This window comes from Amycolatopsis suaedae, assembly GCF_004214935.1.
Lineage (GTDB): Bacteria > Actinomycetota > Actinomycetes > Mycobacteriales > Pseudonocardiaceae > Amycolatopsis > Amycolatopsis suaedae.
In genome coordinates this window covers 173,702-199,491 of sequence record NZ_SFCC01000012.1, presented here as the reverse complement: position 1 = coordinate 199,491, position 25,790 = coordinate 173,702, and the positions used below count along the sequence as shown (strand labels likewise).

Below are 25,790 nucleotides of genomic sequence, written 5' to 3'. Positions count from 1 at the left end.
ATACTCAGATCCATCGGCCCGAAAGAGCCGGGTGGATCAGGGCGGGCGATCGCTACCTGTCGGGGTAGGCCCGGTAAGTGCGTTGCGCAGCCGGATTCCGCTGTGGCCCAGCGTGCTCGTGGTGACGGCGTCCCAGAAGTCCCAGAGGTTGCCGAGCACTCGAAGCTGGATGCCGGCGTCGGCGTGCAGCCGCAGGAGGTCACCGACCGGCTCTGGTGGGCCGAGGGGTTGCACGGGTTCGGTCGCGACCATGGCGTGGGGTGTCGGTGTGCCGAACGGCCGGAAGCGGTCGGCGGGGAGCCGGTAGGCGAACAGCTGGACGCTGAAGAGTTCGCCGAGGCGGTGGTACTCGATGGCGTGCACGCGGGTGCCGCCGCCGGGGCCGAGGATCCGGTCGGCGTCTGCCTGCGATGTGGTGGGCAGTGTCCAGGCCATTGCCCGGGGGCAGTTCCTGGGGAACCAGTAGTCCGGGGCCCGGTCGTGGTCCACGGCCCAGACGTAGGCGCCGGGCTGCCGTGCCGTCGCGGCCACGTGCGGTACGAAGCGGGTGATGGTGGGGTCCTCGGAGAAGTGCAGCACCTGCCCGGGCTCCGGTCTCATGGCCTCACGGTAACCGGCGTGGGTTGGCGTCGTCTTCCGTCCAGTGGACGCGCGCGCTACCGGGACGACCCGCCAGGCGGGGGCTGTCCGTCGCGGCTGGCGTGCCAGCGGTCGATGACGGCGGGGAGTTCGGCCATCAGGTAGGTGTAGAAGTCGCGCATCTCGGCCAGGCGGTGTCCGGCGATGCTGTCTTCGCCGACGGCGTCGATGCCTTCGTCGGCGGCCTCCTGCATGATCTTGATCATCTCGTTCTGGCTGGACATCAGGATGGCCCAGGCGCCGTCACGGAAGCGGAAGTGCTCGCGCCTGCTGCCCGGTGCGGGGACCCGCTCGATCAGCCCCACCGAGGTCAGGGACTTGATCGCGGTCGAGACGGTGCCCGGGCTGATGGTGAGCCAGTCCGCCAGCTCGCCCGCGGTCACCGTCTCCTGCTCGGCGAACAGCAGCGCGCACAGCACGCGCGCGGTCATCCGCTGCATGCCGCCGCTGGTCAGCGTCAACGCGAGCCGTTCGGCCGGCTCCATCGGGTCACCCATCGAACTCCCTTCCAGGATCCTGACGCAATCCTAACACTTGCGAATGTTCGCAAAAGTGCGAAGATTCGATACCGTATGAACCATGGACGTGATCGAGGTGGACAACCTCACCTTCACCTACCCCGGCGGCGGCGAACCCGCCGTACGCGGGATGGACTTCGCCGTCGGCGAGGGCGAGATCTTCGGGTTCCTCGGACCCAGCGGCGCGGGCAAGTCCACCACGCAGAAGATCCTGATCGGCCTGCTGACCGGGCACGGGGGCTCGGTGTCGGTGTGGGGCAGGGAACCCGCCGAGTGGGGGCAGGACTACTACCAGCGGGTGGGGGTGTCCTTCGAACTGCCCAACCACTACCAGAAACTGACCGCGCTGGAGAACCTGCGGTTCTTCGCGTCACTCTATGACGGATCCACTCTGGACCCGATGGAACTGCTCGACGCGGTGGGCCTGGCCGAGGACGCGGACACCCGGGTGGCGAAGTTCTCCAAGGGAATGCAGATGCGGCTGGTGTTCGTGCGGGCGTTGCTGCACGACCCGGACCTGCTGTTCCTGGACGAACCGACCTCCGGCCTGGACCCGGTCAACGCCCGCAAAGTCCGCGACATCGTGCTGCGGGCGAAGGCCCGCGGGAAGACGATCTTCCTGACCACCCACGACATGGCCACCGCCGACCAGCTCTGCGACCGGGTCGCGTTCGTCGTCGACGGCCGGATCGTCGTGCTTGGCTCGCCGAGGGAACTCAAGGTCGCCCGCAGCCTGCGGCAGGTCCGCGTCGAGTACCGATCGGAGGCGGACACGTTGATCGGCAAGGACTTCCCGCTCGACGGCCTGGCAGGCAACCCGGACTTCCTCGCCCTGCTCCGCCACGAACGCGTGGAGACGTTGCACAGCAAGGAAGCCAGCCTGGACGACGTGTTCGTCGAAGCCACCGGGCGGAGCCTGACATGAGCCGCCTCGCCGTGGCGTTGCGCCTGGAGATCACCCTGCAGTGGCGGTACAAGTTCCTGCACGCCGCGGTGTTCTCCGGCGTACTGTGGCTGGCCCTGCTACTGCCCATCCCCGCTCAGCTGCGCTCCACCGCGGAACCGTACGTGATCCTCGGCGACCTGATGATCGTCGGATTCTTCTTCGTCGCCGCCGCGGTGTTCTTCGAGAAGGGGGAGCGGACCCTGAACGCGGTCGTCACGACCCCGTTGCGGTTCCACGAGTACCTCGCGTCCAAAGTGGTCATGCTGACCGCGCTGTCGGTGCTGCTGGCGGTGTTCGTGGCGACCACGACCCACGGTGTGCACTACCACCTGCCGCTGCTCGTGCTCGGCGCCGCACTGGGCACGGTGCTGATGCTGCTGCTGGGTTTCCTCACCGCACTGCCCTTCCGTTCGGTCAGCGACTGGTTCCTGCCCGCGGTGGTGCCCATCGCCGTGTTCAACCTGCCGATCGTCCACTACTCCGGACTGTGGGAGACGCCCTGGCTCTACCTGGTGCCCACCCACGGGCCACTGCTGTTCCTGGGTGCCGCCTTCGACCAGAAGACCCTGACCCTCTGGCAGGCCGCCTACGGCGTGCTGTACCCGGTGCTGTTCGCCGCCGGAATGTGGCTGCTGGCCCAGCGGCTGTTCACCAGGTACCTCATCGCCAAGACCGGAGGAGCCTGACATGGCACACACCTTCGCCGCGTTCGGCCGCAACGATCTGCGCGGCGTGGGCCGCGACTCGCTGCTGGTCGGAGTCACCCTCGCCCCGCTGGTCTGGATCGCCGCGGTCCGCTTCGGCACCCCGCCGGTCACCCGCCTGCTCGCCGAGGACCACCAGTTCGACCTCACGCCCTACTACCCGGTGATCCTGGTCGGGTTCCTGCTGCTCACCAGCGCGATCATCGTCGGCGGCGTCACCGGCATGCTCGTACTGGAAGAACGCGACGCGCACACCCTCACCGCGGTCCGGGTCACCCCGGCCTCACTGGGCAGTTACCTGGCGTACCGTGCGACCGTCGCGGTGGTCCTCACCACCGTCTACGTGATCGCCACCATCACCGTCAGCGGCCTGCTGCCCGGCCACCTCGTCCCCGCACTGATCCCGATCGGCCTGCTCACCGGCCTGTCCGCGCTCGTCATCGCGCTGGCCATCCTCGCCGTCGCCAAGAACAAAGTCGAAGGCATCGCGGCGATCCGCGCGCTCGGCATCATCGTCGCCGGCCTGCCGCTGCTGCCCGCGTTCATCGACTCGGACTGGGACCTCGCCTTCGGCATCCTGCCGACCTACTGGCCCGCCCAGGCATTCCTCACCGCCAGCGACGGCGGCACCTGGTGGCCCTACCTGCTCGCCGGAACCGCGTTCCACGCCCTGCTGGCCTGGCCGCTCTACCGCAGGTTCATCCGTACGAGCAGCTAGGCCCGGACGGTCAGTTCTTGGTGGCGTGGACGCAGCGTTCGATTTCCGACACCGGGAGGTTGCGTCCGCTGGGGGTGACGTAGCGGGCGGCGAACTCGGCGGGGCCGAGTTGCTCGGTGTGGGTCCAGCCGTAGCCGGCGAGGAACCCGGCGACCCGTTCGGGGTGCATGCCGAAGTGCCACAGGCGGCGTTTGACGACGAACTCGTGGTAGGCCGGTTCGGCGCCGTAGAGGGCGGTTCCGTCGAGGAAGTCCTGCCGGATGTAGGTGAAGACCAGGTGGCTTCCGGCCGGGGCCGCGGCGAGGAAGTCGAACGTGGCGCGGACGGCGTCCTCGGTGAGGTACTGGGTGACCGCCTCCCAGACGAAGACCGTCGGCTCGGTGGCCCGGTAGCCGTGCCCGGCCAGGACGCCGGCGAGCTGCTGGGTCTGGAAGTCGACCGGCACGAGGGTGACCCCGCCGTGCCGCCGGCCCGCGGCGGCCAGGGCGGCGCGTTTGCGGCGGATGTTCAGCGGCTGGTCCACCTCGTAGACCGGCATGCCGGCCAGCGCCGGCAGCCGGTAGGCCCGGGTGTCGAACCCGGCGCCGAGAATCACCGCCGCCGCCACGTGCGGGGCGACGCGTTCGACGATGTCGTCGATGTAGCGCTTCCGGCACAGCATGCTCGCCCACAGACCCGGCATCCTGCGTTCGGTGGCATTGATCAGTGCCCGGCGCACCGGCCGCCACCGGGCCGCGGCGACGGCGAGCCTGCCGCCGCGGGGCAACATCCGGCCGGCGAGTCCGTCGTGGACCAGCGGCGGGTTCTCATGCTGGTCGACCGCGACGATCACCATCGGGCCGAGCGCGGTCTGGGCGGCGGGGTTGTTCACGTGTGCTCCGATCCGGGACGGGTCCATACGACGCCGACCAGGCTTCCCGGCACACCACAGACCAGCCTAGCCCAGCTATGAACCGATCCACACCGTCGAGGTGGTGACCTCCTCCAGCAGCCCGGGAATCGGCGTGACACCGAGCCCCGGCCCGGACGGCACCGGCAGGTGGCCGTCCACCAGCACGAACGGCTCGGTGATGTCGGTGCGGTAGAAGCGGGCGGAGGCCGAGGTGTCCCCGGGCAGGGTGAAGCCGGGCAGCGACGCCAGCGCGACGTTGGCGGCCCGCCCCAGGCCGGTTTCGATCATTCCCCCGCACCACACCGGGACGCCGTGCGCCACGCAGACGTCGTGCACCCGGCGGGCTTCGAGGTAGCCGCCGACGCGGCCCGGTTTGATGTTGACGACCTGGCACGCGCCGAGCTTGATGGCGTCCGCCGCCGCCCGGGCCGACACGATCGTCTCGTCCAGGCAGATCGGGGTCCGGATGCGCCGGGCCAGTTCGGCGTGCCCGAGCATGTCCTCCTCGTCGAGCGGCTGTTCGATCAGCAGCAGCCCGAACGGGTCGAGCCGGGCCAGCCGCGCCGCGTCGCCGAGGGTGTACGCGGTGTTCGCGTCGACCTGCAACAGCACGTCGTCGCCGAAGCGTTCGCGCACCCGCCGGACCGGCTCGACGTCCCAGCCCGGCTCGATCTTGAGCTTGATCCGTACGTAGCCCTCGTCGAGGTACCCGCCCACGACGTCGAGCAGCTCGGGGATCGAGTCCATGATCCCGACCGAGACGCCGCAGGGCACCGTGTCCCGCGCGGACCCCAGCTCGGCCGCGAACGACCGGTCGTGCGTGCGGAGTTCGGCGTCGAGGACGGCCATCTCCAGCGCCGCCTTGGCCATCCGGTGCCCCTTGAACCTCGCCAGCAGCGACGCCACCCGGTGGGCGGTCAGCTCACCCGCCCCCAGCAGCGCGGGCACGAGATGGTTGCGCAGCACGTCGGCGGCGGCGTCGTTGTACTCCGAGGAGTAGACCGGGGCGCTCATCGTGACGCATTCGCCCCAGCCCTCGCCTGCCGGCGTGACCGCCCGGACGAGCAGCAGCTCCCGTTCGGTCTGCGTTCCGAACGACGTCCGGAACGGCGCCACGAGCGGCATCCGGAGCCTGCGCAGTTCCACACCGCTGAGTTTCACGACTGCTCCTTCGAGATCACGTACCATCCGGCACGATCGAAACCGGTGACCCTGGCACCGTCGGCCAGCAGCCCGCCGAGGACCTCGCGTAACGCGGCCCGCCACGCGTCGCCGCGGCCCGGATCGGTGCGGCGCAGGTGTTCGATGTCCGGCGGGACCGCGACGAGCACGGTCGGCCCGTCCGCGGGGCCCGCCACCGGGCCGCCGAGGGAGTCGACCGACAGCGCCCGCGCGGCACCCCGGTTCCGCAGTGCCGCGGCGTCGGCCGTGACCGGCGTGCCGGACGCGGCGGCACGTACGGCCGGGCAGGTCAGGTCCCAGCCGACGAGCAGCCGGTCGGTGTCGCCCGATCCGTTGAGTTCGTCCCCCATGGGGCCGTAGAAGTTGGGCAGGTAGGCCAATGGCAGCGCGCCGAGCTTGCCGAGGTTGAAGTAGGCGTTGCGGCGGACGAGCGGGTCGAAGGTCCAGGTGATCCGCGAGATGCCGCGGTCCAGCGCCCAGCCGCGCTGATGAAGCTTGAGCGCGTACCCGATCCCGCGGCCCGCGCCGGCCGTGACTCCGGCGATGTGGCTGTGCAACGCCGGTTTCCCCGGGCTTCCGAAGAAGCCGAAACAGGCCCCCAGCAGCACGCCGTTCGCGAACGCGCCGGCGACGTAGTTCCCCGCCGAGGACATGGCCCGCAGCAGCTCCGTGCTGACCGGCCGGGCGCGCCAGATCGACTCGAACAGGTCGCTCACCGCGGCCAGGTCCGCCACCTCGGCGAGCTCCCGGACGTCCACGCCGGCGGCAGCGGCGGCGGCGTGGGCGGCGGCGACGGCTTCCGCGCAGACCGCCCCGTCGGCCGGAGTCTCCGCGTTCGTCGCGCGATTCGTCACCGGACGATCCTTCCTCCAGGGTCGGTTCACGACACTAGGACGTTGTGTCCGGCCGCCGTTCGTAGCGGCCGACGAATCCGGCGGCCCATGTTGGGGGCCGTCCACAATGTAACGCCGTGTCCAGCCAGGATGCTGTGGTGTACAGTCCGGTTCATGCGCAGGATCATCATTACCTGGCGCGTCGGCTGAGCCAGGCCGCCGGCGCGCTGAGTCGTCGTGCGCTGCCGGGGCCTGGTCCGGATCTACCGAAGAGACCGCTCAAGGAGATCCGAAATGACACTTTCCGCTTCCACCGTCTCGAAAACGCCCGAGTTTCCCTCGTACCGGTCGATGACGACGCACGTCGTCGGCGGTCTCGCCGGGGTTCTCCGTGTCGTGTCACTCCTGCACAGCCGCCGATACGCCGTACGAAACCTGGGTGTCAGCGTTCGGGAAGGTGTGGTCGAAAGCCGTGTCGACTGCACGGTCCTGCTCACCGAGGCCGAAGCTGTTCTGCTGCTGGACCGGCTGAAGCGGATGCCGGCCGTGGTGTCAGCGGAGAAAGCCTGAAGCCCACAGGGTTTGGCCGCGTTCGAGGTGGGGACCGCAGTCGTTGGGCCAGGTCGCGGTGAGGTTGGTGACGTTCTGTACGAGTACCCGTCCCTGGCCCGCTCCGCCCTTGTCGCGCGCCCACGGTGGAGAACTACCTCGCCCTGCTCGACGGGGTCCTCACCGCGCCGGCTCCCGGCCGCTGAGGCTGCTGACCGGCGAAGAGTATGGGGAGAAAGAGGAACGAGAAGCTATTTTCGCGCTGGGGGCACCAGGTTGCGGACGGAATCAAGAGAAGCGGATTGCGGGGATGTTTTGACGGCAAACGAATTTGGCGCTCGGATGCTCTCAAGTTGATGGCCTCGATAGGACCCATTCTCAGAAGTTTTCGAAATCGTCCTGCCAAGGCGACCATCTGGCTCAATGAGGAAGATGATTCTCCGAACGAAATAATTGAACTGTAGTCCAGGTCGGGGGCTGCCTCCGCGGCGGAATAGGGTTCACCCATGACCACGAAACTGTCGACTGGGACCTCCGGGGCACTGCGGACCTTCGCCTTCTGGATCGCGAACGGCACCGTCGGGCACCCGCTGCTGGACGACATCGACTACTGGGACGCCCTCGGGGAGTCGCCGAGCCACCTGGAGATGCCGTTCGCCATCTTCGCGAACGTCCTGGAACTCGACGACGACGGTGAGCCGGTGAACGCCAAGTACGCCGAACGCCGGGCCGCCGCGTACATCTACCAGTACATGACCGGTCGCCTGCCGGACGGCGAACCGCCGTTCGAGGACTGGGAGCTGCGGCTCTACTGAGGGTCAGTCCATCAGGTGTATCCGGAGGCCGCGGCCAAGCAGCGTCGATGCCGTCGTCCCGAAGGTCTGCCTGAAGCGATCGGCGAGGTGGGAGGGGCTGGCGAAGCCGGACTCGGCAGCGGCGGCCGTGAGACTGCCGCCCCTGCCGACGCACCTGGCTCCGTGCAGCATTCGCGCCCACGTCCGGTACGACCGCAGCGTCGTTCCGGTTTCGGAACGGAACAGATGCGGCAGCCGCGATTCGGAGAGGCCGACGTCGTGCGCCAGGTCCGCCGCGGCGCGGTGTGCAGCCGGGTTCTCGTGGAGAGCTGCCGTGATCTGCCCGATCCGGGGATCGATGCCGGGCGTCGCGCTCGGCGCTGCCGAGTCGAGCCAGGCCGCCGCCTCGCCGGGTAGCACCGGCAGGGAGGTCACGAGCCGCGCTTCGTGTTGATGACCGAAGCCTGCGGCACCGGCCCAGTGGGCGAACGCTCCGCCGGCGCCCGACCGGCCGGACGCCGGATCCTGGTACGCGCTGACGATCGAGGTCCCGGGGGGCGAACTGGTTCTACTTCCTGGTCGAAGCCGCCGCCGCGACCGCGCTGTACGCGGCCGCCTGGTAAGGCCGCGGTGATCGCTCAGAGGATCATCACGATGTTGTGGCCCTCGTTGGCCAGCCAGTCGTTGATCCGCTTCAACCGGTTGAGGCCCTGCTCGTCGCCGCGGCCCTCCAGCCGCTTGATCACGGTCCGCAGGTCGCTGATCCACCGGTCGCGCTCGGCACGAAACGCCGTGAGTTCCTCCCGGCTCAGCGTGTTCGCGCTGCTCTTCGCGGCGACCGCCTTGGCCTTGGCGACGATGTCGGCCTGCAGCGCCTCGAAGGCGTCGGCGTAGTCGCCGGCACGCCATTCGGCTCGCTGGGGAGAGAGGAACGGCCCGTAGGACTGGGCCGGCGGGCGCGCCGGCGTGCCGGGGCCCGGCAGCAGTTCCGGCGAGGGGGTGACCGGCGGGGTGGCACGCAGCTCGGCCAGCTTCGCCCTGCGCCGCTTCTCGTCGTCCTCCGCCTTCTCCCGCTCGCGTGCCCGCGCCCGCTGCAGCAGCGTGGCCTCGTACCTGCCGAGTCGCTGGTCCCGCTCCGGGGTCAGGAGCCCTCGGGCGGCGGCCTCGGCCCGCAGCCGCTCGACGGAGACCAGCGTCAGCTCCGCCGGATAGGTGGTGACGTCGGTGTCCTCCTCGTAGAACGCGTTGCGGTTCTCCGGCCCCAGGACGGTCTCGGTGGCGCTGACGGGGGTCGCGGCGATGACGACCGAGACCAGTTCGGGCGGACTCGTCCTGGTCATTTCCTCGACCTCCGTGCCCGCGACGATCCGGGTGGTCGCCGTCGTCGTGGAGAGCGTGATGTTGGCGTAGACCGAGGCGCCCGGATTGTCCAGCTGCAGCACCAGGTAGGTGTCGAACTGCGCGAGCAGCGAGGCTTCGATCTCGGCGTCGATCCGGTTCAGCGCCGGGGTTCTCGCGCTGTCCTCGGTGGCCGCCTGGGCCTTCGAAGCCAGCGCGGACATGCCGAGGACGATCACGACCCCGAGCAGTGACTTGCCCATGCCCTTCGCGCCGGGCGGACGCACTCCCTTGACCCCCGCGCTGAGCCCGGACGAGGGCGGGATACGGCCGACCTTCGGCGGGTTCTTCGGGGTGATGCCCTCGCCGCGGATCCGGCCCGACCCGGTGTGCTTGGCGACGTTGCCCTCGGTGGTGCTTCGCGGCTGCAGCGGGTTGACCGGCTTCAGCGGCCGGTTGCCCTGGCCGACGGTCTGCCGCTTGGGATGGAACACCGAATGGGCCTTGTGCAGGTCGTGCGGCAGCGGCACGGCGAACGCGCCCTGGCCGACGTGGTGGTGTTCGAGTACCTGTCCCAGGTAGGCCTTGTGCTGTGGATAGACCTGCACCCACTGCGCGTCGACCACGGGCGACCGGCCGCCTGCGATGGCGGCGAGGTTGGCCTGGCTGAGCGCGCCGTTCTTGCCCCACTTCTTCACCCAGTCCGCCCAGTAGCGCTCCGAGTCGCGGAGAAAGCCCAGGTCGCTGGAGTCGATCCCCTCGCCCTTGCCGACCCAGGGCATGCTGATGCCCTCCTTCGGCAGGACAAGGGGTGACACGGGCTTGGTCTCCACCTGCCTGGCCAGGCCCGGCGCACTGGCGCCGGACACGCGCACGGGACCGGCGCCGGAGACCGCGGCCGCGGCCGCGTCGGCCGAGCTCTCGAGTGCGTGACCGGTGTCGAAACCGGGCGCGGGCCCGCCGCCCCGGCGCTGCTGCACGACGTGAGCCAGCTCGTGCGCGAGGGACCGGCGGCCCTCCCCGGTCCGCGGTGAGTACTCGCCCGGGCGGAACACGACGTCCTCGCCGAAGGTGAACGCCTTCGCGTCCACCGCAGCGACGGCCTCGGCCGCCGGACGGTCGGCATGGACCCGCACCCGGCTGAAGTCCTCCCCGAAGCGGCTCTCCATGAAGGCACGCACATCCGGTTCGAGGGGCCGCCCGCTGCCGTCAGGCACAGCGACGGCCTGCCTGTCGGCTGTCCTGCGGCCGGTCTTCGGTACGTGCTCCATCTGCGAAATCCCCTGATCGACGGCTCGCGCAGTCTGCGCGGCCGCCGTCACCATCGCGTCACGCCTAGGCGAGGACCGCGACAAGGGCGGCGAACAGCGGCCAGGTGCGAGCGGCCATGTCGGCCGGAGGGTGCGGGCGGTCGTGCTGGAGCCAGTCGACGGCGACACCGATCAGCGCCCCGGCGATGAACGCGGTGGGCACGTCAAGCGGTGATTCCGGTTGCCCGGCCTGCTCCGCCTCGCCGGCGTACAGGCGTGCGGTGACGCGGCGGCGGATGTGATCGATGATGCGTGCGCTGCCGTGGGGTCCGAGCAGGCTCCGGTACAGGTTGGCGTGCTCGGCGAGGCTGGCGAAGAACTGGCGCAACCCGTCGGTGGCCGAGCGCTCCAGTTCCTCCGCCGCGTACTGCGTCTGGGGCAGCGAGTCGATCAGATCGTCGATCATCGCGGTGCAGGCTGCTTCGGCCAGCTCGTGGACGTCCCGGTAGTGGTCGTAGAACGTCGAGCGGCTGACCTCCGCGCGTTCCGCCACGTCGGCGACGGTGATCTTCGTCAGGTCCTGCTCCGCCACCAGCTCGATCAGGGCGTTCTGCAGCGTGGCCTGCGTGCGCCGAACCCGCCGGTCCACCGGCCGTCCCGGGCCGGCTCCGCTCGTCGACATGGGCGGAGCCTACCTCGCTGAACCCGGCACACGATTGCCTACTAGTGCAGGTTTTCCTACATGTGTAGCCTTATGGAACACGGCAAGGGAGAAGCCATGACAGGAGCAGTCCATGACGACGAACCAGAGCGACCTGCCCGCCGCGCCCGCCGCACGCGACGCGCGCTGCCCGTTCCACCCGCCTGCCGACTACGCGACCTGGCAGCAGGCAGAGGGCCTGCAATGGGTCAGGTTGCGCGACGGCTCGTCGGCCTGGGCGGTGACCCGGTTCGACGACATCCGGTCGGTGGCGAGGAATCCGGCCATCAGCACGGACGCCACCAACCCGCGCCTGCCGAAGCTGCTGGGCGAGCGAGTCGACGACGTGCCGCTGTTCTTCCTGCAGATGGATCCCCCGGCGCACACCCGGTTGCGGCGCATGATCACCAAGTTCTTCACGGTGAAGCGGATCGACGCGATGCGGCCCCGGATCCAGGAAGTGGTGGACGGGTTCGTCGAACAGATGATCAGCAAGGGCCCGCCCGCCGACCTCGTGGCGGACTTCGCGCTGCCGGTCCCGTCCCTGGTGATCTCGGTGATGCTCGGGGTGCCCTATTCGGACCACGAGTTCTTCCAGCGCAACAGCAAGACCATGACGAACCGGAACCTGCCTGCCGACGAGCAGGCGCAGGCCACGCGGACCCTGTTCGCCTACCTGCTCGATCTGGTGCACCGTAAGGAACGCGAGCCGGCCGACGACATCATCAGCACCCTGGTCCACGAGTACGTCGCGACCGGCGAACTCACCCACGAGCAGGTGGCTATCAACGGTGTCGCCCTGCTGATCGCCGGGCACGACACCACCGCCCGGATGCTCTCCATGGGCACGGCGGTGCTGCTCCAGCATCCGGACCAGCTCGCCCGGCTCCGGGACACCGACGACCCGGCCGTGGTCGCCCGCGCGGTCGAGGAACTGCTGCGCTTCCTCAGCATCGCCGAGATGCTGCCGCGCGTGGCGACCGCCGACATCACGGTCGGCGAGCAGGTCATCCGGGCAGGCGACGGTGTCGTACTGAACTACCTGGCCGGCAACCATGACCCGTCGTTCGTCGCCGACCCCGGCGTGCTCGACCTCGACCGTAACGTCAGGGGACAGCTCGCCTTCGGCTACGGCGTCCACCAGTGCCTCGGCCAGCCGCTGGCTCGCGCCGAGCTGCAGATCGGGCTGCCCACCCTGCTGCGCAGGCTGCCCGGGCTGCGGCTGGCTGTGCCGTTCGAGGAGCTGGATGTCCGCCACGACGCCGGCACCTACCTCAACGCGCTGCCCGTCAGGTGGTGACCGAGCCCCGCAGGACGTCCCGGAGGACCCGCAGCACGTTCTCGCCCAGGATCTTGCGGATGTCCGGCTCGGCGAATCCGCGCCGTACCAGTGCGTCGGTGATCCTGGGCAGGTCCGACGGCCGGGCGATCTCGGCGTGTGCGGTGGTGGCCGCGAACTCGGGCGGGATGATCCAGCCGCCGTAGACCTGCTGGTAGTAGTCGTCGATGAAGTCGGGGCCGAGCCCGACGTGGTCGATGCCGGCCACCTCGATGATCCGTTCGATGTGGTCGACGACCCGGTCGGCGGTGGGGTGCTGGGCGTCGATGAAGAACGGGATCGCCGCGGCCACCCCGATGACGCCGCCGAGCTGGGCGATCTGCTTGATGTGGTCGTCGTGCAGGTTGCGGTGGATGTCGGTGATGCCGAGGCAGGCCGAGTGGGTGGCCAGGAACGGCCGGGTGGCGAGTTCGAGCACGTGGTCGACGCCGCCGAGGCCGAGGTGGCTGATGTCGAAGACGATGCCCAGGTCCTCCATCTCGGCCAGTGCCTCGATGCCCTGCGGGGTGAGCCGGCCCCGTGAGGTGGTGTCCAGGCCGCTGCCGTCGGCGAGGAACGTGCGGCCGAAGTGGGCCATGGACACGACCCGGACGCCCACCCGGTACAGGGTGCGGACGAGCGCGACGTCCTGCCCGATCCCGTGTGCTCCCTCGAGTGCGATGACCAGGGCGATCTTGCCCGCGGCCACGGCCGCGTCGATCTCGGCGGCGGTCAGGCACACCGCCACGTCGTCGCTGTGCTCGGCGGCGAGGCGGTGGATGCGCTCGACGAGCAGCAGCGTGCGGCGCAGGCCGCCCTCGGACTGGAAGGCCGGTTCGAGGCAGATGGGCAGGATCTGGACGTCGACTCCGCCTGCCCGCAGCTCGGGAAGCCAGAAGTCGCTGAAGTGGCCGGGCTGATTTCGCTGGTCGAAGTGGTCGACAAGGAGGATGAGGTCGTTGTGGCAGTCCACCACCACGGCGTCCTGGTGCAGAGACATCACGACCTGAGTCTAGGTCGGCAGGCCTGGCACGGTGCGTTCTACGTCACGCAGAAATTTTTCGACACAGTGCAGATTTTTCTCTGCGGCATGTCATAGTGGTGTCGTGGCAGCGAAGCGTCGTGACGCACCGAGGAAGGGTGACCTGCGCGAACAGGCGATCCTGGACGCCGCAGAGGTGCTGCTCGAACGGGAACACACCGAGCCGATGACCGTCGAGTCGATCGCCAAGGGTGCGGGGATCTCCCGCGGCTCGCTGTACTTCTACTTCGGATCGAAACAGGAGGTGCTCGCCGCACTGGTCGAACGCACGGTTGCCGGGTTGCACATGGACGAACGGTCCGCCGGCCCCGGTTCGCTCCCGCGCGACATCGTGCGAAGGGCGGTGGAGAACGTGGCCGGCGCCTGGCGTGAGCACGGACTCGTGATGCGGGCGGCGGTCGAGTTCGGCCCCCACGTGCCCGAGATCGCCCGGCTGTGGCGCGACACCATCGCCAACAACACCGAGGTCATGACCCGTGTCCTCGTAGCGGCCGGTCTGCCCGACGGGAACGGCCCGGCGGACGCGGCGGCGCTCGCCCAAGCGCTGTGCTGGATGACCGAACGCAACTTCTACCACGCGTCAACACAACCCGGCGGTCTGGATCGCATGACCGAGACGATGGTCGAGATCTGGTGCCGCGTCCTACCTGAAGGGTGACCATGCTTTTCCTGATCACCGGTGTCAGCAGCGGCCTCGGCCGGGCGTTCGCCCGCGGGGCGCTCGACGCCGGGCACACCGTCGTCGGCACGATCCGCCGGGCGGAGGACGCCGAGGTGTTCGAAGCGCTCGCGCCGGGACGTGCGCACGCGCGCCGGCTGGATGTCACCGACGACGACGCGGTTTTCGCCGTCGTGGAGGAGATCGAGGCGCGGGTCGGGCCGATCGACGTGCTCATCGCGAACGCCGGTTACGGGCACGAGGGGGTGTTCGAGGAGTCACCGCTGTCCGAGTTGCGGGCGCAGTTCGCCGTCAACGTGTTCGGGGTTGCCGCCACGGTGCAGGCGGTACTGCCGTTCATGCGCGAGCGCCGTGCGGGGCACGTGTTCGCGGTCAGCTCGATGGGCGGGCTGATGACCGTGCCTGGGCTGGCCTACTACTGCGGCAGCAAGTACGCCGTGGAGGGCATCCTGGAGACCGTCGCCAAGGAGGTCGCGGATTTCGGCGTGCACGTGACGATCATCGAACCGGGCTCGTTCCGCACCGACTGGGCGGGCCGGTCGATGGTCCGCGCGCGACGATCCATTCCGGACTACGACACGTTGTTCGAACCCATCCGCGCGGCCCGGCAGGCGGCCAGCGGCAACCAGCTGGGGGACCCGGCCAAAGCGGCCGAGGCCGTCCTGAAGGTCGTGGCGGCCGAGAAGCCACCCGTGCATCTGGTACTGGGCTCCGACGCGCTGCGCCTGGTCGCCGCCGGCCGCTCCGCTGTCGAGAAGGACCTGCGCGAGTGGGAGGAGCTGTCCCGCTCCACCGATTTTCCCGACGGCCACCAGATCGCTTCCAGCTGACCGCACGATCCGGTTCACGAGATTGGTATCGTTCGGCATGACCCTCCATCTGACCGGCGACCCGGCCGGCGAGGTCGTCCAGGCCGAGAAGGACCGGATCCGGAGCCTGCTCGACGTCGACCCCGAGGCGTACGACCGGTTGCATGCCCCGGAATACGAGCTGTGCAACCCCACCGGCGCCGTCTGGACCAAGGCGCAGTACCTCGACCTGCTCACCACCGGGCAGGTCGCCTACCGGAGCCTGGAGTTGCTGAGTGACCCGGTCGCCGTCGCCGGCGAGGGGGTCGTCGTTCTCCGCTACCGGTGTGCCATCGAGGTCACCGTGGACGGCACGGACATTCCCCGGCACGAGGCCTGGCACACCGACGTGTACGTCTCGGGCGGAAACGGGTGGCGCTGTGTCTGGTCGCAGGCCACCGGCATCGTGTGAGCATCGTGTGACAAGCGACGTGCTCCACCACGCTATGTCGATCACGCCGCCGCGCGGCCGGCACCGCGATCCGGGCTGACCGGCGCCGGCCGCATGGGGGTCACCTCCTGGCGGTGGACGATCACGTCGAACCACTGGCCCAGGCTGCCGCCGTCCACATAGGACTCCGGACCGGCGTGTGCCATGCCCCGGGTGGTGGCGGGTGCCCGCAGCCATTCCCGCACCGCCGGTGGTGCCGGCCTGCGCAGGTCCAGGGTGAACTGGGCGATTCCGGTCTCGCCGAAGGGCCGTTCGAACCAGTGTGGTTTCGGCGGCGTCTGGGGGACCGTCAGGTCGGGCGTCAGCCGGACGGCGCCGTGGTCGAAGGTGAACCCGATCGACAGGTAGCGCCGCCCGTACCACTGGCGCAGGTGCGAACCGGCGGCGGCGAAGCGCAGGTCGGGCTCGGGCGGCAGGGCGATCCGCAGCCGCGGCGCGTTGGCCGTGTGCGGGCTGGCCGCCCAGTACGCGACCTTGTCGCCGGTCAGTTCCTGCCACCAGCGCACGGTCTGCGCGGTGCGCGCGTCCCGGTAGGTGTGGGTGTCCGGCTCGGGCAGAATCAGGTGCTCGAAGAACGACAGGATCTGCCGGGCGTGGCGCAGCGCCACCGCGTGCCCCGGCCGGCCGGGGAGGCCGGCGACCAGGTCGTGCACCCGGCGGGCGTCGTCGACGACCGCCTGCTGCTCCGCGGCGGGCAGGGCCTCGAACCAGGTGATGTGGTCGTCGATGTTCCCGGTGCGGGGCGTGATCGGCTTCAGGTGCCGCAGCAGCTCCGCGTGCCGGCCGGGGGCGGCGTGGGCGACGTAGGTGTCGACGCCGGTGTAGGCGGCAAGTCCGGTCAGGTAGTACTCGACGCCGACGAAGCGCACCTTGTCCGCCCGGCCGGCGTTGAAGTCGCGCAGCCAGCGCAGCGTGTCGGTCATCTCCCGGGACTGCCACTGCGGGCCCAGCCCGCGCACCAGCGCCGCCAGGTCACCCTCGCCGGTGCGCAGGTACTCGTCGACCGCCAGCCCGGTCGTCCACTGCTCCTCCCAGGCGATGGAGCGGAACCCGAGCTGCTCGACGAGCATCCGCACGGTGCGGTGCTTGAGGGTCTGCTGCTCGGCGGCCCCGTGCACCGACTCGCCCAGCCCGACGATCCACGCGTCGCCGACCGCGCGGCGCAGCGGCGCCAGGTCGTCCAGCGGGGCCGCGGGGTCCACGTGCTCCAGCGGCGCGGCGTTGTGCCGGACCCAGCCGGCCACCGGGTGCCGCGGCTGCCCGGCGAGTGCCGCCGGTGTGCTCACCAGCATCGCCAGTGCGAGGGCGGGAGCGAGCAGTCCTCGTCGCCGCCGCTTGTGTCGAGTCATCGACCTCACCTCTCCTTCGCGCCCAACGATGGCCCGCGGCCGTCGCCGGCGCATCCGTCGTCAGGCGGCTCGCCGGGTACGCCCGGTGACGTAGTCCGGGGGAGAGGGGCAAAGAACGTACCGGTTCCGGCCAACCGCGGCGTTGCCCGTGGATCATGGCTGCCCGACGCTGAGGTCATGAACGACATCGCACTGGCAGGGCCCGGCGAACCGGGCGAGCTGACGATCCGCCCGTACCGCCCGGCCGACCGCGACGCGGTGGCGCGGGTCTGTCTGCTCACCGGGGCGGCCGGTGCCGACGCCACGGGCGTCTACTCCGACGACACGCTCGTCGCCGACGTCGCCGCGCTGCCCTACCTGGAGTTCGCCCCCGACCTCGCCTTCGTCGCCGACGACGGGACGAACGTCCTGGGTTACGTGATCGGGGTCGCCGACACCGAGGCGTTCACAGCGTGGTGGCGGCGGTCCTGGGCGCCGGAGTTCGCGAAGCGGCATCCGGCGCCCGGGCCTCCGACCGGCCATCACCCCGTGATCACCGAGGAAGTGCTCGTCTGGGCGGGCCTGAATCCCGAGGTGACCACCATCCCGGAGGTCGCCGACTACCCCGCGCACCTGCACATCAACCTGCTGCCGGAGCTGCAGGGCAGGGGTGTCGGCAGGCGCCTGGTCGACACGTTCCGCGAGGCGCTCGCCGCGCGCGGGGTGCCGGCGCTGTTCCTCGGCGTCGACGCCGGCAACCCGGGGGCGCTGGCGTTCTACCGCCGCCTCGGCTTCCACGAACTGCCGTCGAGCACACCGGAACATCCGGTGCTGGGCATCGCGACGTCGTGAATCCCGCTCAGCCGTCCCAGCTGACCCGGACGGTCCCCGGGGCGTAGGTCGGCAGGTTGCCCGCGAAGGCCATCGGCGTCCGCTGCTCCGCCTCGACCAGGCGCAGCACCGGCAGGCGCCGCAGCAGCCGGGTGATCGCCTCGGCGATCGTCACCCGGGCCAGCTGCTGCCCGATGCAGGCGTGGATGCCGTGCCCGAACGCGAGGTGCCCGGACGCCTCCCGGGTGACGTCGAAGGTGTCGGGATCCGGGAACCGCTCGCCGTCCCGGTTGGCGGCCACTGTGGACACCCAGACCGGTTCGCCCGCGCGGAAGTCGATCCCCTCCAGGGTGACGTCCTCGGCCACGGTGCGTGGATGCGCCGAGACGAACATCGCGTGGAACCGCACGAACTCCTCGACGGCGGCGGGGATCCGCCCGGGCTCCCGCCGCAGGAGTTCCAGCTGGCCCGGATCCGACAGCAACGAGACCATGATCGTCCCGATCATGTACGCGACCGCGTCGCGCCCCGACCCCATCAGCACCGTGGTGATCCCCAGCCGCTCGCCCGCGGTGAGTTCCGAACGCAGCAGGTCGCTGATCGTGTCCTCGCCGAGGTCGCCTGCCTTCAGCTCCAGGGTCTCGGCCGCGAATCGCACCATGTCGCCTGCCCGCGGTTCCTCGGTGGCGAAGAGGGCGGCGAACTCGTCGGCCTTGCCGTCCGGGATGCCCAGGACCCGGCAGTGGGCGAAGACCGACACCGGGACGGCGAAGTCCTCGAACAGGTCGGCGGTGGACCCGGCGGCGAGAATCTCGTCCAGCCGCCGTTCGATGAACTCGCCGATCGCCTCCCGTTGCCCGCGCACCGCGCGGACCGAGAAGCGCCGGACCGCGACCCGGCGGATCTTCGTGTGCTGCGGCGGATCGAGACCCAGGACGTTGCCGGCGACCAGGGCGTGCAGGGTCTCCTCGTCGATCGGCGTCTCCGCCGGCACCGGCGCCGAGCCCAGCGGGGTCCGCTGGTCGGCCTGGCTGAAGCGGGAGTCCTGGAGTACCTGGCGGGCCAGCTCGTAACCGGTGACGAACCACCCGACGTTGCCGTCCTCGGCCGTCATCCGGGTCGCGGGCGCCTCGGCACGCCACCGCGCGAACGACGGTGAGGGACGGAACGGCGTGCCGTCCCTTGGCATCGTCGGCGGGTGCGGGTAGGGGCACCCCGTGGCCCGCGTGTTCAGCTGGCTTGTCATGTGCGGAGCTGCCTTTCTGCGAGGTCCGGTGACCCGGACGTGAACTGGGACCGCACGGTGCGGAAGGCGCGCGGCAGGTTCCATCCCACGACGCCCACCGGCGTGCCGCCGCGGGTCGCGACGCCGACGAACCTTCCGCCGGCCGGGTCCCCGGCGACCACCTCGAGGGCGGTCGCGCCGGTGAACCGCCCGTACGCCTGAATGCGGGTTCCGTGGAGTTCCGACCAGAAGAAGGGCACGATGTCCGGCGACTGCGCGACGCCGGTGGACAGCGTCGCGGCCACCGCGTGTGCCTGTTCGATCGCGTTCTGCTGGTGCTCGACGCGGGGCGCGCCCGGCCAGTGCGCGACGTCGCCGACGGCGTGGATGTCCCTGGCCGCCCGGCCCGCCGCGTCGCACTCGATCCCGTCGGCGAGCCGCAGGCCCGTCCCGGCGAGCCACTCGACTCGCGGGCGGCTGCCCACCGCGGCCACCACGACGTCGGCGGCGACCGCCGCTCCGCTGGACAGCACCGCGCCGCGGACCCGGTCCGTGCCGAGCAACCGGACCACCCGGCAGCCCAGCCGCAGGTCCACCCCGTTCGCCTGGTGCAGGGCCACCAGCCGCGCCGAGAGCAGCGTCCCTGCCTGGCCGAACCGCATCGACCGGCTCCGGTCGACGAGTGTCACCGGCAGGCCGCGTTTCACCAGCCCGGCCGCGATCTCACCGCCGAGAATCCCGGCGCCGACGACGAGGACGCGTGCCGCGCCGTCGAGGTCCGCGGCGAGTGCGGCCGCGTCGTCGAGGGTGCGCAGCGTGTGGCAGCCCGCGAGGGCGGCCCGCCGGCCGGGCCACCTGGCGGACACCCCGGTGGCGATCACCAGCGAGTCGAACGGGAGCGGGCCGTTCGTGGTCTCGACCAGGCGCCGGACCGGGTCGAGACCGGTCGCCCGCGTGCCGGGGAGGTGGTCGATCCCCAGCGTGGCGATCGTCCCGGCCGGCGCGATGGCCGCGTCCCCGGGCGCCCAGTCGCCGGCCAGGACCTGCTTGGACAGCGGCGGGCGGTGGTAGGGCTGGTGCCGCTCCTCGCCGACCAGCGTGATCCGGCCCTCGTATCCGTTGTGGCGCAAGGACTCCGCCGTGGTGAATCCGCCGATGGACGCACCGACGATCACGGTGCGGTGCCGCCTGGTCATGGCCAGCTCAGTCCGACAGGGTGATCGCGCGGGCCGGGCACAGCGCGGCCGCGCGCCGGGCGGCGTCCTGGTGCTCGGGCCCGGCGTGGTCCCGCAGCAGGACGACGATGCCGTCGTCGTCCTGGTCGAACAGGTCCTCCGCGACGAGGGCGCACTGGCCGGAGCCCACACACGCCGGGTCGTTGACCTCGATCTTCATGGTGTTTCCCTTTCCGTTGCTGTCGTTGCTAGGTGAGCCGTTCGGCGATCGCGAGTACCGCGGCGGCGGCCGCCCTCGGGTCACCGTGCGGCCGGCTCGGGTACGGGGTGGCGCTCCTGATCCAGTCGTCGGTGAACCGGTACCAGTCGACCGGCGTCGTGGCCTCCCCGGTGAGGGCCTTCCGTACCTGTGTCAGCCAGGTGCTCCAGCGGCGGCGGTAGTAGTCGCCGACGAGGCCGGCCCAGCCCCGGTTCGCGTAGTCGATCAGGAAGGTGGAGTCCTCGTAGCCCCAGGAGGTCAGCAGGCGCTTGGCTTCCTCGGCGAGGTAACGGCCCTCGTCCTGCGTGGAGCCCCACGCCCTGGCGTCGTCGAGCCACCGCCCGAGCAGGAAGTGCTCGTTGGTGCCCAGCAGCGTCTCCTGCGCGTCGATCAGTTCCAGGAAGGCGGCCGTGCCCCGGTCGTAGGCACCGAGATCCTTCGCCTCGGCCGCCTCGGCGACGGCCCGCAGTGCGGCGCGGGCCACGTCGTCGGCCACCTGGCGGGCGACGTCGACGAGGTCGTACTCGAAACCCTTGGTGTGCACGGAATCCGCGGCGGCCAGCAGCTGCCGCAGTGCCGGGATGAGTGCGTTCTCGGGGTAGGGCAGCGCGCGCGGCCCCACCATGCTCGACTGGTTGGCCCGCATGCTGGGAACGGCCGCGATCACCGAGTCGGTACTGCTGTAGGGCATCGTGAAGGCGTCCGCCGACGATCCGGCGGGGTCGACGGCGGCCGGGACGAGGCCCCTGGCGGGGTCGGCGGCGTCGACCGTGTTTCCCGCCATGGCCTGCTGCGACTCGACCGGAGTGCTGCCCGCGCCGTCCTGCCGCCATGCCGCGTACGCCGTGCCGGCCAGGGTGGTCCAGGCGGCACGCGCGTGCTCGTCGGCGGTGCCGTACCGGGCGGTGGTCCACTCGTCCAGCCAGCGTCCGATGTGGATTTCACCGTCGGCCCACGCGAGGTCGCTGAACAGATCCCACAGCACCGGGTTGTTGGCGACCCCTTCCGCCATGTTCGTCAGGCCGGCCGGTGCCGGCCCGGCGTCCGGGGTCCAGCGCCCCGGCGTCGCCGCGACGGTCGCCAGGTCGCCGTAGAGCACCGTCCGGCCACCGTAGTTCGGCAGGATGCCCAGCGCCCACTTCGCGCCGAGGAAGCCGCCGTCGGCGTCGGCCGCGTCACCGGTCAGGTCGAGCACGAGGACCCGGGACAGGTCGACGGCCTCCAGCAGTTCCCTGCGTGGGTTGCCGATCCAGGCCTGCATCACCCACGTCGAGCCCGGATCGGCGGCGGTCATGGCCCGCTGCACGCCCCGGGCGGCCTCGGCGAGGTCGACCCCGCCGGTCTTGCCGCCCTCGTGCAGCAGGTCCACCGCCCACATCCCGTAGGTGCCGAACGCGGAACGCTGCGCGGCGTAGAACCGTTCGGCGACCGCCGCGTAGGCCCCGGAGGTCGAATCGAGCCAGTCCGGCCGTTGCGGCCCGGCGAGATCCATGAACCAGAGTCCCTGCGGTACGACGTGGGCGCCGTCGTTGCGCTCACCGAACTCCGGCGGGACGGATCCGCTGAAGCCCGGCAGGATCGGGGTGATGTCGAGTTCGCGCATTCGCCGGAGCACCCGGCGGGCCAGCGCGGCACGCTTGTCCACCAGTGCACGTGTCGTGCCCTCGCCGAAGCTGTGGATGCTGTTCAGCCACAGCCACGGCTGGTGCGACGGCGGCCCGAGCCACCGGAGGATCTCCTCCTCGGAGTACCCGAACCGGGTGAACGTCTCCAGGTAGACGAGTTCCTGGCCGAGCGTGACGTGTGCGGCGTTGATTCCGCCGGCGGCGAGCAGGTCGAGTTCGGCTTCCCACTGCGGCCAGTCGAAGTACGGCGTCGTGTACCCCGGGACCGTGAGGTTGTAGGCGACGCGCAGGTCCAGCCGCGCTCGCCGGTCCACCACGACGTCGGCGGGCAGGGCGCGGTCGACCGGGCGGGTACCGAACCGCGACACGTGCGCGACTCCGGTCCGGCGGGCGAAGGCGGCGTAGCCCGCGACGGCCGCTCCCGCGCCCGAGGCCGCCACGTGCAGCCGGCCGTCGGCGGCGTGCACCCGGAACCCGTCGGCGATGCCGGGGTCGATCTCGACCTGGATGTCGTCGGCGGGAATGCCGCTGAGCCGGTGGATGGCCGCGGCGGCGGTGGTGGCCGCCGTCGGCGTGGAGTGGTCAATCACGGGAATCTCCTGTCGGGTGTCGGGTGTCGGTCATGGGCCGGGGTCAGGCGGATCTCGCGTCCGCCGATGACCCACTCGGTGAGATAGAGGGACCCGTCCGGTCCTGCGGCCACCCCGTGCGGGCTGTTCAGCGTCCCCACGGTCAGCTCGGGCCGCACCGTCGCGCCTGGCCGCTCGAGATTGGGCCACCCCGGCTGTTTCGCCCCGGCGGGGAAGGCGACGATCTCCTCCACCCGCCCGCCGTCGAGGTCGACCGCCAGCAACGCCCCGTCGAGATCGGTGACGACGAGCGTCTCGCCCAGGACGGCGAGACCGGTCGGGCTGCGCAGCGAGGGGTGGGTGAGGCTGTGCCGGTACGCGCCGTCGAGCCCGTACGAGACGAGCCTGCGGTTGCCGCGGTCGGCGACCACCAGGTGCTCCCGCCCGCCGTGCCCGAGAACCGTCAGGTCGTGCGGGCACCGGAAGCCCGTCCCCGTCTCGCTCCCGTCCAGGGTCAGCAGGTGGCCCGAACGGTCGAAGAAGTGCACCAGGCCGGCGCCGTAGCCGTCGGCCACGACGACGAGCTCCCCGGCGATCGCGACCGCGGTGGGCCGCCACGGCTGTCCGGCGTACGCGGGCAGGCCGGGCTGGGGGAGCGGGCGGAACTCCCGCGTCGCGAGGTCGAAGCGCCCCGCCGTCCCGTCGCGTACCTCGGGCTCGTAGCGGGGTGGCCGCATCTTGAACCCGGGGTCGGCCAGCCACAGCGCCTCCCGGCCGGCCCGGTGTTCGTGGGTGATCCCGTGGATTTCGAGCAGCGGTACCTCGATCCGGCCCGGCCGCCCGGCCGGGTGCCGGGTCAGGATCGCCCCGCCTGCCGGGTCGGCCCAGTAGACCGTCCCCGCCGGATCGACCGCGATTCCCGAATGCGACCATTCCGGGCTGCGCGGTGTACCGGGCGTGAGAATCTGCCAGGTCATCGGCGGGGAAATGGTTTCGGTACCGTCGGGAACGGATGTGGTCATACCCCAACCCTGATTGGGCGGGGGTATTCGGACAACGTTTGTCGTGGCAGATCCTGGTACGATCGTTGCACCCTGGAACGGGAGGATCGCGATGCGGCCGACCTTCGAGCACCTCACCCCCGCCGCTCCGCTCACCTGGCGGTATGCGCACTTCATGGTGGGTAGGCTGGATCCGTACTGGCACTTCCACCGCGAGTTCGAGCTGACCCGCATGGTCCGGGGAAGGGGTACCCGGCTGGCCGGCGATTCGGTCGAGGAGTACCAGTCGGGGGACCTCGCCCTGTTCGGTCCCGACCTGCCGCACTGCTACGTGTCGACCGGCGAGGACATGGTGAACGAGGCGGTCGTGATTCATTTCCGCCGGGATTTTCTCGGCGACGGCCTATTCGATACACCGGCATTCGAGAATGTCGCCGCCATGCTCGACGACGCCGCGAACGGAATCTGGTTCCCGGATCCGCCGGAACAGCCCGACGGCCTGGGCACGCTCCCCGCGGCCGAACGCAGCGTCGAGCTGCTCCGGCTGCTGGTCACGATGAGCCGGGTGCCGTATCGCCTGCTGGCCACCGAGCAGCGGCGGCCAGCCGTCAGCCGGGCGGTGGCCGGCCGGGTCGAAGCCATGGTGGCGAAGATCCACGCCGGCTACGCGTCCCCGCTCGCCCTCAAGGACATCGCCGGCGCGGCGAGCATGAACGCCAGCGCGGCGAGCCGGCTCTTCGCTCGCTGCACCGGCTCCAGCGTCACCCGGTACCTCACCGTCGTCCGGCTCAACGCCGCCTGCCGGTCGCTGCGGGAGACCGACCGGCCGGTGGCCACGATCGCGACCGAGTCGGGGTTCACCAACCTGTCCAACTTCAACCGCCGTTTTCGCGCGGTGAAAGGAATGTCGCCCAGCGCGTACCGGGCGCACTTCCGCGCCGGGCGCACGCGGACCTGACCACCCGCGTCAGCCGGTCCAGCCGTTCGCCACGAGCTTGTCGACCCGGTTCACGTCCAGCGTGCGATCCAGGATCAGCTGGATGCCACCGAGAATCTCGGCGTCGGTGCCCACGGTGCCGACCCGCACCTCGAGCGCGTCGGTGACCACCGGAAGGCACTGCTGGAACACCGCCGCGCGGATCGCGGCCACGAACGGCGGCACGCCGGAGAGCTGCCCGCCGAAGGTGACCAGGTCCGGGTTGAGGAAGTTGACGACGTAGGACAGCACCTCGCCGACCAGTCCGCCTGCCTCGCGGAGCAGCTCGACCGCCCGGGCGTCACCCGCGCCGGCGAGTGCGACCAGATCGGCTGTTCCGCCGATGTCGTAGCCCTCCTGCCGGAGCCTGGCGACCAGCGCCGCGCCGCCGGCGACCGACTCGAGGCAGTCCGGCGTGCCACACCAGCAGTGAATGGCCGACCGGCCGGACGAACGGGAGTGGCTGATCTCTCCTGCGGCACCGCTCGAGCCCGAGTACAGCCGGCCGCCGACGACGACCCCGGAGCCGATCCGGCTGCCGACCTTCACCGCGAGCATGTGCCCCACGTCCGGGCCGGCGGCCCGGAATTCCGCGAGTGCCAGGAGGTTCGCGTCGTTCTGGATCGACACCGGGAGCTCGGTGTGCCGCTTGATCAGGTCATAGAGGTTCTGCTGGCCCCAGCCCGGCAACTGGGCCGAGGACGTCACGGTGCCCAGCCGGGAGTCGATCGGAGCCGGGACGCCCAGCGCCATCCCGCGCACGGCGCCGGCGTCGACGCGGGCGTCCCCGAGCGCGATCAGGGTCCGCTCCCAGATCTCGCGCATCGCCGCGGCCGGCCCGAGGGCGACGTCGATCGGGCACTCGGTCACGTGCAGCACCCGCCCGACGAGGTCGGCGACCGCGAGGCGGAAGTGGTGCGTGCCGAGAGCGACCGAGACGACCGCCCCGGCGTCTCCGCGCACCCGCAGGAACCGCGGCTGCCTGCCGCCGGTGGCCTGCCCGCTCGCCGCTTCCTCGACCAGGCCGGCCGCGATGAGGGAATCCACCCGCAGCGAGACGGTGGACGGGGCGAGCGCGGTCTGCCGGGAGATCTCCCGCCGGGTGCGTGCGGTCCCGCGGCGGATGAGGTCGAACACGGACCCGATCGACGCGGGCGACTCGATCCGCGGCGAGCGCGAGCGGTCAGTCATTCCCTCACCTTACCGGTCTGAGGAGCTTCGGACGAAAATCGGCCACCAGTCCGTCCGGGCTGGGTGACCAGCCTTGCAGGTGAAAGCTATGGCCGGAGACTTTTTTCAGAAATCGAACTTCTATGTTCGGATTTTGGAGGCTACGTACGAATCTCACCCGAACCGGTACCCGGCCCGTCCTGGCGATGTCGCCGCCAGGGCCGGCGCGG

Annotated in this window: 27 protein-coding genes; 11 read left to right on the top strand and 16 right to left on the bottom strand. The window is 70.7% G+C overall.

Annotated features, from left to right (window positions below; genetic code table 11):
- Positions 1–36: 36 nt before the first annotated feature.
- Together EWH70_RS24160 and EWH70_RS24155 are read right to left on the bottom strand one after the other, a co-directional pair.
- On the bottom strand, positions 37–600 hold the full coding sequence (locus EWH70_RS24160) for a DUF6886 family protein (RefSeq protein ID WP_130477775.1): 564 nt from the start codon (positions 598–600) through the stop codon (positions 37–39).
- Positions 601–656: 56 nt separating this feature from the next.
- Positions 657–1,136: a GbsR/MarR family transcriptional regulator gene (locus EWH70_RS24155; protein ID WP_130477774.1), complete on the bottom strand. Its 480-nt coding sequence runs from the start codon at positions 1,134–1,136 to the stop codon at positions 657–659.
- 82 nt (positions 1,137–1,218) lie between these two features.
- On the opposite strand from EWH70_RS24155, the gene EWH70_RS24150 reads away from it, so the two are divergent.
- Genes EWH70_RS24150 through EWH70_RS24140 form a run of 3 tightly spaced genes read left to right on the top strand, consistent with a single transcriptional unit; the run spans position 1,219 to position 3,525 of the window.
- Positions 1,219–2,082 (top strand): ABC transporter ATP-binding protein, encoded by an 864-nt coding sequence (locus EWH70_RS24150; protein ID WP_130477773.1) that lies wholly within the window; start codon positions 1,219–1,221, stop codon positions 2,080–2,082.
- Positions 2,079–2,789 carry a fluoroquinolone export ABC transporter permease subunit gene (locus tag EWH70_RS24145; protein ID WP_130477772.1) on the top strand — a complete coding sequence of 237 codons (711 nt, stop codon included), beginning with the start codon at positions 2,079–2,081 and terminating at the stop codon, positions 2,787–2,789. Before EWH70_RS24150 ends, EWH70_RS24145 begins: the two co-directional genes overlap by 4 nt.
- Before the next feature lies 1 nt (position 2,790).
- Entirely contained in the window at positions 2,791–3,525 is a 735-nt protein-coding gene (locus EWH70_RS24140) for an ABC transporter permease (protein ID WP_130477771.1), read from the top strand.
- Positions 3,526–3,535: 10 nt separating this feature from the next.
- Here EWH70_RS24140 and EWH70_RS24135 read toward each other — a convergent pair whose 3' ends face one another.
- The 3 genes from EWH70_RS24135 to EWH70_RS24125 form a co-directional block, all read right to left on the bottom strand.
- Positions 3,536–4,396 (bottom strand): SAM-dependent methyltransferase, encoded by an 861-nt coding sequence (locus tag EWH70_RS24135; RefSeq protein ID WP_130477770.1) that lies wholly within the window; start codon positions 4,394–4,396, stop codon positions 3,536–3,538.
- A gap of 75 nt (positions 4,397–4,471) precedes the next feature.
- Positions 4,472–5,578, bottom strand: a complete 1,107-nt coding sequence (gene menC / locus EWH70_RS24130) for an o-succinylbenzoate synthase (RefSeq protein ID WP_130477769.1) — start codon at positions 5,576–5,578, stop codon at positions 4,472–4,474.
- Positions 5,575–6,453 (bottom strand): GNAT family N-acetyltransferase, encoded by an 879-nt coding sequence (locus tag EWH70_RS24125; protein WP_130477768.1) that lies wholly within the window; start codon positions 6,451–6,453, stop codon positions 5,575–5,577. The genes menC and EWH70_RS24125 overlap by 4 nt, the downstream gene beginning before the upstream one ends.
- Positions 6,454–6,726: 273 nt before the next feature.
- On the opposite strand from EWH70_RS24125, the gene EWH70_RS24120 reads away from it, so the two are divergent.
- On the top strand, positions 6,727–7,002 hold the full coding sequence (locus tag EWH70_RS24120; protein ID WP_130477767.1) for a hypothetical protein: 276 nt from the start codon (positions 6,727–6,729) through the stop codon (positions 7,000–7,002).
- A 485-nt stretch (positions 7,003–7,487) separates the two neighbouring features.
- A complete protein-coding gene (locus tag EWH70_RS24115) occupies positions 7,488–7,796 on the top strand; it encodes a DUF7677 family protein (RefSeq protein WP_130477766.1) in 309 nt (102 codons plus the stop codon).
- Between the two features lie 3 nt (positions 7,797–7,799).
- Here the strand turns inward: EWH70_RS24115 and EWH70_RS35560 are convergent, their stop codons facing one another.
- The 3 genes from EWH70_RS35560 to EWH70_RS24100 form a co-directional block, all read right to left on the bottom strand.
- Complete coding sequence (locus EWH70_RS35560; protein WP_165436391.1) at positions 7,800–8,210, bottom strand: helix-turn-helix domain-containing protein; 411 nt, start codon at positions 8,208–8,210, stop codon at positions 7,800–7,802.
- A gap of 203 nt (positions 8,211–8,413) precedes the next feature.
- The gene (locus EWH70_RS24105) at positions 8,414–10,384 is read right to left on the bottom strand and encodes an eCIS core domain-containing protein (protein ID WP_205669228.1); all 1,971 of its coding nucleotides are present in this window, start codon (positions 10,382–10,384) and stop codon (positions 8,414–8,416) included.
- 64 nt (positions 10,385–10,448) lie between these two features.
- Entirely contained in the window at positions 10,449–11,045 is a 597-nt protein-coding gene (locus tag EWH70_RS24100) for a TetR/AcrR family transcriptional regulator (protein ID WP_130477763.1), read from the bottom strand.
- 112 nt (positions 11,046–11,157) lie between these two features.
- Here EWH70_RS24100 and EWH70_RS24095 point away from each other — a divergent pair, with 112 nt between their 5' ends.
- On the top strand, positions 11,158–12,363 hold the full coding sequence (locus tag EWH70_RS24095; RefSeq protein ID WP_130477762.1) for a cytochrome P450: 1,206 nt from the start codon (positions 11,158–11,160) through the stop codon (positions 12,361–12,363).
- Here the strand turns inward: EWH70_RS24095 and EWH70_RS24090 are convergent.
- On the bottom strand, positions 12,353–13,381 hold the full coding sequence (locus EWH70_RS24090; protein ID WP_130477870.1) for a dipeptidase: 1,029 nt from the start codon (positions 13,379–13,381) through the stop codon (positions 12,353–12,355). The two genes, EWH70_RS24095 and EWH70_RS24090, sit on opposite strands and share 11 nt — an antisense overlap.
- A 106-nt stretch (positions 13,382–13,487) precedes the next feature.
- Here EWH70_RS24090 and EWH70_RS24085 point away from each other — a divergent pair, with 106 nt between their 5' ends.
- From EWH70_RS24085 to EWH70_RS24075, 3 genes are read left to right on the top strand one after another with little or no spacing between them, the layout of a single operon-like run.
- Positions 13,488–14,081, top strand: a complete 594-nt coding sequence (locus EWH70_RS24085; protein WP_130477761.1) for a TetR/AcrR family transcriptional regulator — start codon at positions 13,488–13,490, stop codon at positions 14,079–14,081.
- A gap of 2 nt (positions 14,082–14,083) precedes the next feature.
- Complete coding sequence (locus tag EWH70_RS24080) at positions 14,084–14,932, top strand: oxidoreductase (RefSeq protein ID WP_130477760.1); 849 nt, start codon at positions 14,084–14,086, stop codon at positions 14,930–14,932.
- Positions 14,933–14,969: 37 nt separating this feature from the next.
- Positions 14,970–15,362: a nuclear transport factor 2 family protein gene (locus EWH70_RS24075; protein ID WP_240687189.1), complete on the top strand. Its 393-nt coding sequence runs from the start codon at positions 14,970–14,972 to the stop codon at positions 15,360–15,362.
- Positions 15,363–15,403: 41 nt separating this feature from the next.
- Here EWH70_RS24075 and EWH70_RS24070 read toward each other — a convergent pair whose 3' ends face one another.
- Positions 15,404–16,750 carry an erythromycin esterase family protein gene (locus EWH70_RS24070; protein WP_130477759.1) on the bottom strand — a complete coding sequence of 449 codons (1,347 nt, stop codon included), beginning with the start codon at positions 16,748–16,750 and terminating at the stop codon, positions 15,404–15,406.
- A gap of 177 nt (positions 16,751–16,927) precedes the next feature.
- On the opposite strand from EWH70_RS24070, the gene EWH70_RS24065 reads away from it, so the two are divergent.
- Positions 16,928–17,581 carry a GNAT family N-acetyltransferase gene (locus EWH70_RS24065; protein ID WP_130477758.1) on the top strand — a complete coding sequence of 218 codons (654 nt, stop codon included), beginning with the start codon at positions 16,928–16,930 and terminating at the stop codon, positions 17,579–17,581.
- A 7-nt stretch (positions 17,582–17,588) separates the two neighbouring features.
- Here EWH70_RS24065 and EWH70_RS24060 read toward each other — a convergent pair whose 3' ends face one another.
- The 5 genes from EWH70_RS24060 to EWH70_RS24040 are packed head-to-tail and all read right to left on the bottom strand — an operon-like array spanning position 17,589 to position 23,435.
- Positions 17,589–18,806, bottom strand: a complete 1,218-nt coding sequence (locus EWH70_RS24060) for a cytochrome P450 (protein ID WP_165436390.1) — start codon at positions 18,804–18,806, stop codon at positions 17,589–17,591.
- Positions 18,803–19,981: an NAD(P)/FAD-dependent oxidoreductase gene (locus EWH70_RS24055; RefSeq protein WP_130477756.1), complete on the bottom strand. Its 1,179-nt coding sequence runs from the start codon at positions 19,979–19,981 to the stop codon at positions 18,803–18,805. Before EWH70_RS24055 ends, EWH70_RS24060 begins: the two co-directional genes overlap by 4 nt.
- A gap of 7 nt (positions 19,982–19,988) precedes the next feature.
- Positions 19,989–20,180, bottom strand: coding sequence for a ferredoxin (locus EWH70_RS24050; RefSeq protein WP_130477755.1), 192 nt, complete (start codon positions 20,178–20,180; stop codon positions 19,989–19,991).
- 28 nt (positions 20,181–20,208) lie between these two features.
- Positions 20,209–22,434 carry an alpha-N-acetylglucosaminidase gene (locus EWH70_RS24045; protein WP_240687188.1) on the bottom strand — a complete coding sequence of 742 codons (2,226 nt, stop codon included), beginning with the start codon at positions 22,432–22,434 and terminating at the stop codon, positions 20,209–20,211.
- Positions 22,431–23,435: an NHL repeat-containing protein gene (locus EWH70_RS24040; RefSeq protein ID WP_130477754.1), complete on the bottom strand. Its 1,005-nt coding sequence runs from the start codon at positions 23,433–23,435 to the stop codon at positions 22,431–22,433. Before EWH70_RS24040 ends, EWH70_RS24045 begins: the two co-directional genes overlap by 4 nt.
- 91 nt (positions 23,436–23,526) lie before the next feature.
- On the opposite strand from EWH70_RS24040, the gene EWH70_RS24035 reads away from it, so the two are divergent.
- Entirely contained in the window at positions 23,527–24,372 is an 846-nt protein-coding gene (locus EWH70_RS24035; RefSeq protein ID WP_130477753.1) for a helix-turn-helix domain-containing protein, read from the top strand.
- Between the two features lie 9 nt (positions 24,373–24,381).
- Here EWH70_RS24035 and EWH70_RS24030 read toward each other — a convergent pair whose 3' ends face one another.
- Positions 24,382–25,581, bottom strand: coding sequence for an ROK family transcriptional regulator (locus EWH70_RS24030; RefSeq protein ID WP_130477752.1), 1,200 nt, complete (start codon positions 25,579–25,581; stop codon positions 24,382–24,384).
- Positions 25,582–25,790 lie beyond the last annotated feature (209 nt).

What these genes read in the sequence shown, in the direction of transcription:
- EWH70_RS24075 (WP_240687189.1), top strand. Translation starts at nt 14,970, where the DNA reads ATGACCCTCCATCTGACCGGCGACCCGGCCGGCGAGGTCGTCCAGGCC.
- EWH70_RS24145 (WP_130477772.1), top strand. Translation starts at nt 2,079, where the DNA reads ATGAGCCGCCTCGCCGTGGCGTTGCGCCTGGAGATCACCCTGCAGTGG.
- EWH70_RS24040 (WP_130477754.1), bottom strand. Translation starts at nt 23,435, where the DNA reads ATGACCACATCCGTTCCCGACGGTACCGAAACCATTTCCCCGCCGATG.
- EWH70_RS24160 (WP_130477775.1), bottom strand. Translation starts at nt 600, where the DNA reads ATGAGACCGGAGCCCGGGCAGGTGCTGCACTTCTCCGAGGACCCCACC.
- EWH70_RS24035 (WP_130477753.1), top strand. Translation starts at nt 23,527, where the DNA reads ATGCGGCCGACCTTCGAGCACCTCACCCCCGCCGCTCCGCTCACCTGG.
- EWH70_RS24115 (WP_130477766.1), top strand. Translation starts at nt 7,488, where the DNA reads ATGACCACGAAACTGTCGACTGGGACCTCCGGGGCACTGCGGACCTTC.
- EWH70_RS24155 (WP_130477774.1), bottom strand. Translation starts at nt 1,136, where the DNA reads ATGGGTGACCCGATGGAGCCGGCCGAACGGCTCGCGTTGACGCTGACC.
- EWH70_RS24070 (WP_130477759.1), bottom strand. Translation starts at nt 16,750, where the DNA reads ATGACTCGACACAAGCGGCGGCGACGAGGACTGCTCGCTCCCGCCCTC.
- EWH70_RS24120 (WP_130477767.1), top strand. Translation starts at nt 6,727, where the DNA reads ATGACACTTTCCGCTTCCACCGTCTCGAAAACGCCCGAGTTTCCCTCG.
- EWH70_RS24090 (WP_130477870.1), bottom strand. Translation starts at nt 13,381, where the DNA reads ATGTCTCTGCACCAGGACGCCGTGGTGGTGGACTGCCACAACGACCTC.
- EWH70_RS24105 (WP_205669228.1), bottom strand. Translation starts at nt 10,384, where the DNA reads ATGGAGCACGTACCGAAGACCGGCCGCAGGACAGCCGACAGGCAGGCC.
- EWH70_RS24080 (WP_130477760.1), top strand. Translation starts at nt 14,084, where the DNA reads ATGCTTTTCCTGATCACCGGTGTCAGCAGCGGCCTCGGCCGGGCGTTC.
- EWH70_RS24050 (WP_130477755.1), bottom strand. Translation starts at nt 20,180, where the DNA reads ATGAAGATCGAGGTCAACGACCCGGCGTGTGTGGGCTCCGGCCAGTGC.
- EWH70_RS24150 (WP_130477773.1), top strand. Translation starts at nt 1,219, where the DNA reads ATGGACGTGATCGAGGTGGACAACCTCACCTTCACCTACCCCGGCGGC.
- EWH70_RS24060 (WP_165436390.1), bottom strand. Translation starts at nt 18,806, where the DNA reads ATGACAAGCCAGCTGAACACGCGGGCCACGGGGTGCCCCTACCCGCAC.
- EWH70_RS24095 (WP_130477762.1), top strand. Translation starts at nt 11,158, where the DNA reads ATGACGACGAACCAGAGCGACCTGCCCGCCGCGCCCGCCGCACGCGAC.
- EWH70_RS24055 (WP_130477756.1), bottom strand. Translation starts at nt 19,981, where the DNA reads ATGACCAGGCGGCACCGCACCGTGATCGTCGGTGCGTCCATCGGCGGA.
- EWH70_RS24065 (WP_130477758.1), top strand. Translation starts at nt 16,928, where the DNA reads ATGAACGACATCGCACTGGCAGGGCCCGGCGAACCGGGCGAGCTGACG.
- EWH70_RS24030 (WP_130477752.1), bottom strand. Translation starts at nt 25,581, where the DNA reads ATGACTGACCGCTCGCGCTCGCCGCGGATCGAGTCGCCCGCGTCGATC.
- EWH70_RS24140 (WP_130477771.1), top strand. Translation starts at nt 2,791, where the DNA reads ATGGCACACACCTTCGCCGCGTTCGGCCGCAACGATCTGCGCGGCGTG.
- EWH70_RS24100 (WP_130477763.1), bottom strand. Translation starts at nt 11,045, where the DNA reads ATGTCGACGAGCGGAGCCGGCCCGGGACGGCCGGTGGACCGGCGGGTT.